Source organism: Humibacillus xanthopallidus (genome assembly GCF_006716675.1).
In the GTDB taxonomy this organism is placed as follows: domain Bacteria; phylum Actinomycetota; class Actinomycetes; order Actinomycetales; family Dermatophilaceae; genus Humibacillus; species Humibacillus xanthopallidus_B.
On sequence record NZ_VFPM01000002.1, the window covers coordinates 565,032 to 574,468 of the forward strand.

The 9,437-nt window shown below is 69.3% G+C and carries 14 protein-coding genes; 13 read left to right on the forward strand and 1 reads right to left on the reverse strand.

Translation table 11 applies throughout. The features are described from left to right. The first annotated feature begins 34 nt into the window (after positions 1 to 34). From rpsE to FBY41_RS10580, 7 genes are all read left to right on the forward strand, one after another. The gene (rpsE, locus tag FBY41_RS10550) at positions 35 to 697 is read left to right on the forward strand and encodes a 30S ribosomal protein S5 (RefSeq protein WP_141844197.1); all 663 of its coding nucleotides are present in this window, start codon (positions 35 to 37) and stop codon (positions 695 to 697) included. Then, complete coding sequence (rpmD, locus tag FBY41_RS10555) at positions 697 to 879, forward strand: 50S ribosomal protein L30 (protein WP_045191891.1); 183 nt, start codon at positions 697 to 699, stop codon at positions 877 to 879. The genes rpsE and rpmD overlap by 1 nt, the downstream gene beginning before the upstream one ends. A 2-nt stretch (positions 880 to 881) precedes the next feature. Beyond that, the gene (gene rplO, locus FBY41_RS10560) at positions 882 to 1,361 is read left to right on the forward strand and encodes a 50S ribosomal protein L15 (protein WP_141844200.1); all 480 of its coding nucleotides are present in this window, start codon (positions 882 to 884) and stop codon (positions 1,359 to 1,361) included. A gap of 193 nt (positions 1,362 to 1,554) precedes the next feature. Further along, positions 1,555 to 2,880 (forward strand): preprotein translocase subunit SecY, encoded by a 1,326-nt coding sequence (gene secY / locus FBY41_RS10565; RefSeq protein ID WP_141845061.1) that lies wholly within the window; start codon positions 1,555 to 1,557, stop codon positions 2,878 to 2,880. Beyond that, a complete protein-coding gene (locus FBY41_RS10570) occupies positions 2,881 to 3,456 on the forward strand; it encodes an adenylate kinase (protein ID WP_141844202.1) in 576 nt (191 codons plus the stop codon). Between the two features lie 11 nt (positions 3,457 to 3,467). Next, on the forward strand, positions 3,468 to 4,313 hold the full coding sequence (map, locus tag FBY41_RS10575; RefSeq protein ID WP_141844204.1) for a type I methionyl aminopeptidase: 846 nt from the start codon (positions 3,468 to 3,470) through the stop codon (positions 4,311 to 4,313). 66 nt (positions 4,314 to 4,379) lie between these two features. Then, on the forward strand, positions 4,380 to 5,810 hold the full coding sequence (locus FBY41_RS10580; protein WP_141844206.1) for a serine hydrolase domain-containing protein: 1,431 nt from the start codon (positions 4,380 to 4,382) through the stop codon (positions 5,808 to 5,810). Positions 5,811 to 5,956: 146 nt separating this feature from the next. Here FBY41_RS10580 and FBY41_RS10585 read toward each other — a convergent pair whose 3' ends face one another. Next, positions 5,957 to 6,652 carry a hypothetical protein gene (locus tag FBY41_RS10585; protein ID WP_260439687.1) on the reverse strand — a complete coding sequence of 232 codons (696 nt, stop codon included), beginning with the start codon at positions 6,650 to 6,652 and terminating at the stop codon, positions 5,957 to 5,959. Between the two features lie 73 nt (positions 6,653 to 6,725). On the opposite strand from FBY41_RS10585, the gene FBY41_RS10590 reads away from it, so the two are divergent. The 6 genes from FBY41_RS10590 (at position 6,726) to rpsD (ending at position 9,420) form a co-directional block, all read left to right on the forward strand. Further along, positions 6,726 to 7,070, forward strand: a complete 345-nt coding sequence (locus tag FBY41_RS10590; protein ID WP_141844208.1) for an iron chaperone — start codon at positions 6,726 to 6,728, stop codon at positions 7,068 to 7,070. A gap of 187 nt (positions 7,071 to 7,257) precedes the next feature. After that, the gene (infA, locus tag FBY41_RS10595) at positions 7,258 to 7,479 is read left to right on the forward strand and encodes a translation initiation factor IF-1 (protein WP_013493543.1); all 222 of its coding nucleotides are present in this window, start codon (positions 7,258 to 7,260) and stop codon (positions 7,477 to 7,479) included. A 137-nt stretch (positions 7,480 to 7,616) separates the two neighbouring features. Next, on the forward strand, positions 7,617 to 7,730 hold the full coding sequence (gene rpmJ / locus FBY41_RS10600) for a 50S ribosomal protein L36 (RefSeq protein WP_006592630.1): 114 nt from the start codon (positions 7,617 to 7,619) through the stop codon (positions 7,728 to 7,730). A gap of 222 nt (positions 7,731 to 7,952) precedes the next feature. Beyond that, entirely contained in the window at positions 7,953 to 8,327 is a 375-nt protein-coding gene (rpsM, locus tag FBY41_RS10605; protein WP_141823451.1) for a 30S ribosomal protein S13, read from the forward strand. 56 nt (positions 8,328 to 8,383) lie between these two features. After that, positions 8,384 to 8,779, forward strand: a complete 396-nt coding sequence (gene rpsK, locus FBY41_RS10610) for a 30S ribosomal protein S11 (protein ID WP_020143208.1) — start codon at positions 8,384 to 8,386, stop codon at positions 8,777 to 8,779. A 32-nt stretch (positions 8,780 to 8,811) separates the two neighbouring features. Then, positions 8,812 to 9,420 carry a 30S ribosomal protein S4 gene (rpsD, locus tag FBY41_RS10615; protein WP_141844210.1) on the forward strand — a complete coding sequence of 203 codons (609 nt, stop codon included), beginning with the start codon at positions 8,812 to 8,814 and terminating at the stop codon, positions 9,418 to 9,420. Positions 9,421 to 9,437: the final 17 nt, after the last annotated feature.

Here is a 9,437-nt window from a genome sequence, read left to right on the forward strand (position 1 = left end):
TCGTGAACGCAATTGTTGAGATGAGGAACATCTGATGCCCGGACAGCAGCGTCGAGGCACCGGCCCCGCCGGTGGCGGCGAGCGCACCGAGCGTGGCGACCGCCGTGACAACCGCGGTGGCCGCGACAACCGTGACGGTCGTGACGCCGAGAAGAACCAGTACGTCGAGCGCGTCGTGACGATCAACCGCGTCGCCAAGGTCGTCAAGGGTGGTCGTCGCTTCAGCTTCACCGCTCTCGTCGTCGTCGGTGACGGTGACGGCACCGTCGGTGTCGGCTACGGCAAGGCCAAGGAAGTCCCCGCGGCGATCGCCAAGGGTGTCGAGGAGGCCAAGAAGAACTTCTTCAAGGTCCCGCGCATCCAGGGCACCATCCCGCACCCCGTCCAGGGTGAGGCCGCCGCCGGTGTCGTCATGCTCCGTCCCGCCGCTCCCGGTACCGGTGTCATCGCCGGTGGTCCGGTGCGTGCGGTGCTCGAGTGCGCCGGCATCCACGACGTCCTCAGCAAGTCGCTGGGCTCCGACAACGCCATCAACATCGTGCACGCCACGGCTCAGGCCCTGCGTGAGCTCGAGCGCCCCGAGTCGGTCGCCGCACGTCGCGGCAAGACCCTCGAGGAGGTGGCTCCGGCCGCCATGCTCCGCGCCCGCGCTGCCGGTCTCGCCGAGGCCAAGGCCGCCGAGAAGGCAGGTGCGTGATGGCTCGTCTCAAGGTGACCCAGACCCGATCCGAGATCGGTGGCAAGCAGAACCAGCGTGACACGCTGCGCAGCCTCGGTCTGAAGCGCATTGGCGACGTCGTCGTCAAGGAGGACCGTCCCGAGATCCGCGGGATGGTCAAGACGGTGACGCACCTCGTGACCGTCGAGGAGGTTGACTGACCATGGCTGACAAGAAGCCCAACGCCCAGAGCGAGTCCGCCCTCAAGGTCCACCACCTGCGTCCGGCCCCCGGAGCCAAGACCGCCAAGACCCGCGTGGGTCGAGGCGAGGGCTCCAAGGGCAAGACCGCCGGTCGTGGCACCAAGGGCACCAAGGCCCGCTACCAGGTTCCCGAGCGCTTCGAGGGTGGCTCCATGCCGCTCCACATGCGCCTGCCGAAGCTGCGTGGGTTCAAGAACCCGTTCCGCACCGAGTACCAGGTCGTCAACCTCGACCGCCTGCAGGTCCTCTTCCCCGAGGGCGGGCAGGTCTCGGTCGCAGACCTCATCGAGAAGGGTGCCGTCCGCGACGGCTTCCCGGTCAAGGTGCTCGGCACCGGCGACATCTCCGTCAAGGTCGAGGTGGAGGCCCACAAGTTCTCCGCCTCCGCCAAGGAGAAGATCGAGGCCGCCGGCGGCACGGTCACGGCGCTCGACGCCTGACCCGGGTCGCTGCATGAACCGGTCCTCGTGACCACCCCACACCTCGTGTGAGCAGCGCCCCGGGCGCCCGCTCCGAGGGCCGACGTGACGTCGGCCACCGGACCGGGATGCTCGGGGCGCTGCGTCTTTGCGTTACCCTTCCACGGATTGCTTGACCAACGCCGCGCCACCCGTGCGGCCCCAGGAGGACCCAGTGCTCGCCGCCTTCGTCCGCGCGTTCCGCACCCCGGACCTGCGCAAGAAGCTGCTCTTCACGCTCGGCATCATCGCGCTCTTCCGGCTCGGTTCGCACGTGCCGACCCCGGGCATCAGCTACACGCTGGTGCAGGACTGTCTCAAGGCTGGCCAGGCCGCCGGTGGCAGTGACCAGAGCGGGTTCCTCAACCTCGCCAACCTCTTCAGTGGTGGCGCGCTGCTGCAGCTGTCGGTCTTCGCGCTCGGGATCATGCCGTACATCACGGCGAGCATCATCATCCAGCTGCTCACCGTCGTCATCCCGCGCTTCGAGGCCCTCAAGGAAGAGGGCCAGTCCGGCCAGTCGAAGCTGACGCAGTACACCCGCTACCTGACGATCGGCCTCGCCGTGCTCCAGTCGGCGACCCTCGTCACCTTCGCGCGCAACCCCTCCAGCCTCTTCGGCGGCAGCTGCCCGACGATCATGCCCGACGACTCGATGGTGACCATCCTCATCATGGTCCTCACGATGACGGCCGGCACCGGCCTCATCATGTGGTTCGGCGAGCTCATCACCGACAAGGGTGTCGGCAACGGCATGTCGCTGCTCATCTTCACCTCGATCGCGGCCGGCTTCCCGGCCTCCCTCTGGGCGATCAAGGAGAACAAGGGCTGGGGCACCTTCCTCGGCATCGTGCTGCTCGGCATCTTCGTCATCGCTGCTGTGGTCTTCGTCGAGCAGTCTCAGCGCCGCATCCCCGTGCAGTACGCCAAGCGCATGGTCGGTCGCCGCATGTACGGCGGCACCTCGACCTACATCCCGCTCAAGGTCAACATGGCCGGCGTCATCCCCGTCATCTTCGCGAGCTCCCTGCTCGCCCTGCCGGGCCTCATCGCGCAGTTCAACACGCGCGCCGACGGCAACAACCCGGGCTGGGTCACGTGGGTGCAGCAGAACCTCGTGCGTGGTGACCACCCGATCTACATGGCGATCTACGTCGCGCTCATCCTCTTCTTCACGTTCTTCTACGTCTCGATCACGTTCAACCCGACCGAGGTCGCCGACAACATGAAGAAGTACGGCGGCTTCATCCCAGGTATCCGCGCCGGGCGACCCACGGCCGAGTACCTCAACTACGTCCTGACCCGAATCACCGTGCCGGGTGCCATCTACCTCGCCATCATCTCGCTCATCCCGCTCGTGGCACTCGTGCTCGTCGGAGCCAACCAGAACTTCCCGTTCGGTGGCACCTCGATCCTCATCATCGTCGGTGTGGGTCTCGAGACGGTCAAGCAGATCGAGGCGCAGCTCCAGCAGCGTCATTACGAAGGGTTCCTCCGTTAAATGCGACTGATCATCCTCGGCCCGCCCGGTGCCGGTAAGGGCACCCAGGCCGCCCGCCTCGCCGAGCGCCTCTCCATCCCGGCCATCTCGACCGGCGACATCTTCCGGTCCAACATCAAGGACGAGACCGAGCTGGGTCTCAAGGTCAAGGACATCCTCGCCTCGGGCGGCTACGTCCCCGACGAAGTGACGAACGAGATCGTCGAGGACCGGCTCGACTGGCCCGACGCAGCCGGCGGCTTCCTCCTCGACGGCTACCCGCGCACCGCAGGTCAGGTCGAGGCGCTCGACGAGATGCTCGCGCGCCACGGCCACCGGCTCGACGCCGTCCTCGCGCTCGAGGTCGACGACGACGCCATCGTCGAGCGCCTCCTCAAGCGGGCCGAGACCGAGGGTCGCTCCGACGACACCGAGGACGTCATCCGCGAGCGCCAGGCGATCTACTACCGCGAGACCGCGCCCCTCAGCCACCACTACGACGAGGTCGGCCTGCTCGTCCGCGTCGACGGGATGGGCGAGCTCGACAAGGTGACCGACCGGCTCGTCGAGGCCCTGCCGGCCCACCCGAGCCCCTGAGCGCCCACACCGTGTTCGGACGCCGCACCAAGCTCCAGGGTCGCACCGACGAGCAGCTCCTCCTCATGCGCGAGGCGGGGCTGCTCGTCGGGCGCACCCTCGAGATGCTCGCCGCCGAGGTGCGGCCGGGCGTGACCACGCTCGAGCTCGACCGCCTCGCCGAGGACTTCATCCGCAGCCACGGCGGCGTCCCCAACTTCCAGCTCGTCCCCGGCTACAGCCACACGCTCTGCACGAGCGTCAACGAGGAGGTCGTGCACGGCATCCCCGGCAGCCGGGTGCTGCGCGAGGGTGACGTCGTCTCGGTCGACTGCGGCGCCGAGGTCGCGGGCTGGAACGGCGACGCGGCCTTCACCGCCGTCGTCGGCGGCCCCGAGGCCGGACGACCCGAGGACCTCGCCCTCATCGCCGCCACCGAGGCCAGCCTGTATGCCGGCATCGCCGCCATGCGCGTCGGCGACCGTCTCTACGCGGTGGGCGATGCGGTCGAGGCGAGCATCGAAGCTGCGGCGCAGCGCGACGGTCGGGTCTACGGGATCATCGAGGACTACGTCGGTCACGGCATCGGCACGCAGATGCACATGGATCCGCAGATCCCGAACTACGCCGTCCGCGACGCCGGCCCCAAGCTCGTCAACGGCTTCACCGGGGCGATCGAGCCGATGGTCACCCTCGGCACGACCGAGACGACGGTGCTTGCCGACGACTGGACCGTCGTGACCGCCGACGCCACCCGCGCCGCCCACTGGGAGCACTCGGTGGCCGTGCGCGACGCGGGCCTGTGGATCCTCACGGCCATCGACGGCGGCGAGGCGGCGCTGGCAGCCCACGGCGCGGCATACGCCCCGCTGGGCTGAGCGTTCGCTCGAGGTCACCAGGGGCGTAGCGCCCGGACTGTCGGGCGCGGCGCGTAGCCTCGCGCTGTGACGCTTCCCCGTAGCACCCCCAGCGCCCAGGGCGTCGACGCCTTCGGGCTGCTCGCCTTCGTCGAGGCCGCCGAGCGCGGCGGCCTCGGCCTCCACAGCCTCATCGTGGCCCGCCACGGCCAGGTCATCGCGCAGGGGTGGTGGCGGCCGTATACCGCCGAGCGGGTCCACCTCGCCTACTCCCTCTCCAAGACGGTGACGGCCACGGCCGTCGCGTTCCTCGTGCAGGAGGGTCGGCTCTCGCTCGAGGACCGGGTGCTCGACCACTTCCCCGAGATCGACCGCGGCTCGGTGCCCTCGGGATGGCACGACGTACGGGTCAAGCACTGCCTCTCGATGACCGTGGGGCACGAGGACGACGCGTGGGCGAGGGTGTTCGACCGCAGCGCCGGCACCGACTACGCCGCACCGGACGACTGGGTGCCGCGAGTCTTCGCGACGGCACCGACGCGCGAGCCGGGCACCGTCTTCGCCTACAACCAGGTCGCGACCTACCTCCTGTCTGTCATCGTCGGCCGGGTGGCCGGTCAGGGCGTGTCCGAGATGCTGCGGCCGCGGCTGCTGGCGCCGCTCGGCCTGCCCGACATCCCGTGGCACCGTGACCCGCTCGGTCGTGAGCTCGGCTTCAGCGGCGCGCACCTGACGACGGAGGGCATCGCGTCGATCGCGCAGCTCTACCTCGACCGGGGTCGCTGGGAGGGCCGCCAGCTGCTGTCGCCGTCGTGGGTGGCCGAGGCGACGGTCGCCTTCGGCCCGCACAACGAGGACCCCCTCACCCCGCCCGACTGGGCTCGCGGCTACGGCTACTCCTTCTGGATGCAGCGTCACGGCTACCGCGGCGACGGCGCCTACGGCCAGTTCCTCGCGGTGCTGCCCGAGCACGACGTCGTCGTCGCCATCACCTCCGAGCAGCCCGACATGCAGGCGACGCTCGACGCCCTGTGGGAGCACGTCGTGCCTGCCGTCGACCGTCCCGGCTCCGAGCAGGCCGACGCCGAGCTCGCGGCGGTGCTGGCCGGCCGCGAGATCCCGGCGATGGCGGGCGGTGCCCTCGGGCCCGACCACGCCGAGTTCACCCGGTCGTCGGGCTCCGACCTGTCCGGTGACTACACCGCCGTCTCGGTGACCCGCGAGGAGGGCGGCCACGTCCTCGGGCTCGAGCGGCGCGGGGAGTGGCTGCGGGTGTCGGTGGCCTCGGGGGCGTGGGTCGAGTCGGCCCTCGTCGCCGGCGGCGCGACCCTGCCCGTCGTCAGCAGCGGCGGTTGGGTCGACGAGGACGTCTTCCGCGCCGAGGTCATCGCCATCGAGACGCCCCACCGCTTCCGGGTCGAGGCCCGGCTGCGCGGGGGAGATGCCGACCTCACGTGGCGGATGGTGCCGCTGACCGGCGACGACCCGCTCTGGCTCTCGACGCGCTGGGCCACCTGACCTCTGTGTCGAGTGCCCAGTTCTCGACGAGGGGGTCCCCTGCGGAAGTGAGCACTCGACGGGGGAGTCCCGGTCGAGTGCCCAGTTGTCGACGAAGGGTCTCCCGTGCGGAAGTGAGCACTCGACGCGGAGTCCCGGTCGAGTGCTCAGTGGCCGAGGGATCCGGCCTGGCCGCCGACGTGCACGAGCAGCCGCTCGGCGACGACGCGGGCGTTGGCCTGGAGCACGGGCAGCGGCACGCGGGGGAGGTTCTCCTCCCAGTCGAGCAGCGGCGAGCCCCGGAACTGCGGGACCCGCGCGGGGCGGCCGAAGAAGAACACGTGCAGGTGGGCGCTGCCGTCGCCGTACTTCGCGACGTGCACCCGACCGACGCTCGGCACGTGCTCGACGGCGTCCGCGATCGAGACGACGAGCTGGCCCATCTCCGCGGCGAGGGCGGCCGGCAGGCTCGGCAGGTCGTGGTGCTCGAGCGGCGAGAGGACGAGCTGCACCGGCAGGCCCGTCTGGTCGGCGAGCCCGAGGCGCCAGCGGGCGTTGGACCACACCGTCGTCCCGTCGTCGGGGCCGAACCCCGTCGCGCACCAGCAGTCGCGCGCGTCCTCGCCGCGACGGGCCGGCTCCTCGGCGGCGAGCGGCTGCAGCGGCTTGAGGCGGAGGCTGTCGACCTCGTAGGGGAAGATGTCCCAGCCCGGCATCTCCTCCACCGCGACCGGCAGGCGCCCGTCGGCATCGGCTGCGGCGAGGATGCGCGCGTGGTAGTCCTCGGGGCTCTCGGCCTGCGCCAGCACCGGATCCTCCCGCACCGCGTCTGCCCGCACCGTGTCGTCGCCCGTGTCGCTCATCGAGCCAGTATGCCGTCCGGCGGAGTCCCGCGTCCGTCGTGACCCGGGCGCGCGCGGGTGGGAGGATCGGTGCATGGGTGAGCTCACGGCATACCTGGAGTCACTGGCCTCGCCGCAGCGGGAGGCGCTCCAGCACGTCGTCGACGCGGCCCGGCGCGCGGCGCCGGACGCGGAGGAGGGGCGCAGCTACGGCATGGCGGCGCTGCGGCTCGCGGGCAAGCCGCTCGTCGGGGTGACGGCATCGGCGCGCCACCTCTCGCTCTTCCCGTTCAGCCCCGCTGTGGTCGAGGCGGTCGCTGCAGACCTCGAGGGCTACAGCCTGTCGAAGGGCACGATCCGCTTCACGGTGGACCAGCCGCTGCCCGACGGCGTCGTCGAGCGGGTCGTCGACCTGAGGCGCGCCGAGATCGAGCGCTGACCCCCGGGGACGGGCGCTCACGATAGCGCCCGGCCCGATTTCAGGGAAGCGCCCTCGGTGGCGTATTCTTGTGCGTTGGGTGTCGTGTGCCGCGGCGCCCAGCTCACGCCTGTGCGTGCACGGGCAACTACGGCACGCCCCAAGGCCGGTCCACTCCGGGTCGGCCACCAACAGATTGACGGAGGATATGGCCAAGAAGGACGGTGTCATCGAGATCGAGGGCACGATCGTCGAGGCTCTCCCGAACGCGATGTTCCGGGTGGAGCTCTCCAACGGTCACAAGGTGCTCGCACACATCTCGGGCAAGATGCGCCAGCACTACATCCGGATCCTCCCTGAGGACCGGGTCGTGGTGGAGCTCTCGCCCTATGACCTGACCCGCGGTCGGATCGTCTTCCGCTACCGCTGACCACGAGGCCGGCTCGCCCCGCTCACACGCGGAGCGGACCGGCATGCGTGGAAAGCACCTCCTGACAAAACCCAGCTCCTGCTCGTCCGGGCCCCGGCCCGTGGTGGACAGGTGCGCGATCTGAAGACAGCAGGCAGATGAAGGTTCAGCCGAGCGTCAAGAAGATCTGCGACAAGTGCAAGGTGATCCGCCGCAACGGTCGGGTCATGGTGATCTGCGAGAACCTGCGCCACAAGCAGCGCCAGGGCTGAGCAGACCCACCACCCTTGCCGTCGACAGAACTTCGACAGCACGCCACAAGTGAATGAAAGCAGCACCCGGCCCCTGATGACCGACCGTCGTGTCGGCGCAGGACGTCACCCCCGGCACGGAGGCCGGGGACCGGAGGACCGCCCTTCTGAGCGGCGGTCCACGAACCCGGATCGGTGACTGTTCCAGACCTCCGCGAAACAGAATCCAGGAGAACCACCAACATGGCTCGTCTTGTTGGAGTCGACCTTCCGCGTGACAAGCGCGTCGAGGTCGCACTGACCTACATCTTCGGTGTCGGTCGCACCCGTTCCAAGGAGGCGCTGGTTGCGACCGGCGTCGACCCCAACACCCGCGTCAAGGACCTCGGTGAGACCGAGCTCGTTGCGCTTCGTGACTTCCTCGAGGGCAACTACCGCCTCGAGGGTGACCTTCGCCGTGAGGTGCAGGCCGACATCCGCCGCAAGGTCGAGATCGGCTCCTACGAAGGTCTCCGTCACCGTCGTGGTCTCCCCGTGCGCGGTCAGCGTACGAAGACCAACGCGCGCACCCGCAAGGGCCCGAAGCGCACCGTGGCCGGCAAGAAGAAGGCCAAGTGACGCTGATCGCGACGCGATCAGGTCTCACCGACATTCAGTTCTGACGTAGGAGAAAAATGCCTCCCAAGGCTCGTGTGACGAAGGTTCGTCGCAAGGAGAAGAAGAACGTTGCCCACGGGCACGCTCACATCAAGAGCACGTTCAACAACACCATCATCTCGATCACGGACCCCACGGGTGCTGTGATCGCGTGGGCCTCTGCCGGCCAGGTCGGCTTCAAGGGCTCGCGCAAGTCCACCCCGTTCGCTGCCCAGATGGCCGCCGAGGCTGCTGCCCGCCGCGCCATGGAGCACGGCATGCGCAAGGTCGACGTCTTCGTGAAGGGCCCGGGCTCGGGTCGCGAGACGGCGATCCGTTCGCTCACCGCCACCGGCCTGGAGGTCGGCGCGATCAGCGACGTCACGCCCACGCCGCACAACGGTGTCCGCCCGCCCAAGCGCCGTCGCGTCTGATCCCGGCCTGAGCGAGAGAGAGAACTAGACACATGGCTCGTTACACCGGCCCGATCACCAAGAAGTCCCGCCGCCTCAAGATGGACCTCGTCGGCGGCGACAAGAACTTCGAGCTCCGTCCCTTCCCGCCCGGCCAGCACGGCCGTCGCCGGATCCAGGAGAAGGAGTACCTCACCCAGCTCCAGGAGAAGCAGCGCGCCCGCTTCACCTACGGCGTCATGGAGAAGCAGTTCGTCCGGTACTACAAGGAGGCGGCCCGCCGCCCCGGCAAGACCGGTGAGAACCTGCTCCAGATCCTCGAGACCCGTCTCGACAACGTCGTCTACCGCGCGGGCCTGGCCCGCACGCGTCGTCACGCCCGTCAGCTCGTGACCCACGGTCACTTCGAGGTCAACGGCGTGCGCGTCGACGTGCCCTCGTACCGCGTCGAGCAGTACGACATCATCACGGTCCGCAAGCAGTCGGTCGAGACCTTCCCGTTCGAGCTGGCTCGCCAGACGTTCGGCGAGCGTCCCGTCCCGGCCTGGATGCAGGTCGTCCCCGGTTCGCTCCAGGTGCTCATCCACCAGCTCCCGGTGCGCGCCCAGATCGACAGCCAGCTCACCGAGCAGCTCATCGTCGAGCTCTACTCGAAGAACTGATGCAAGACGGCGTATGC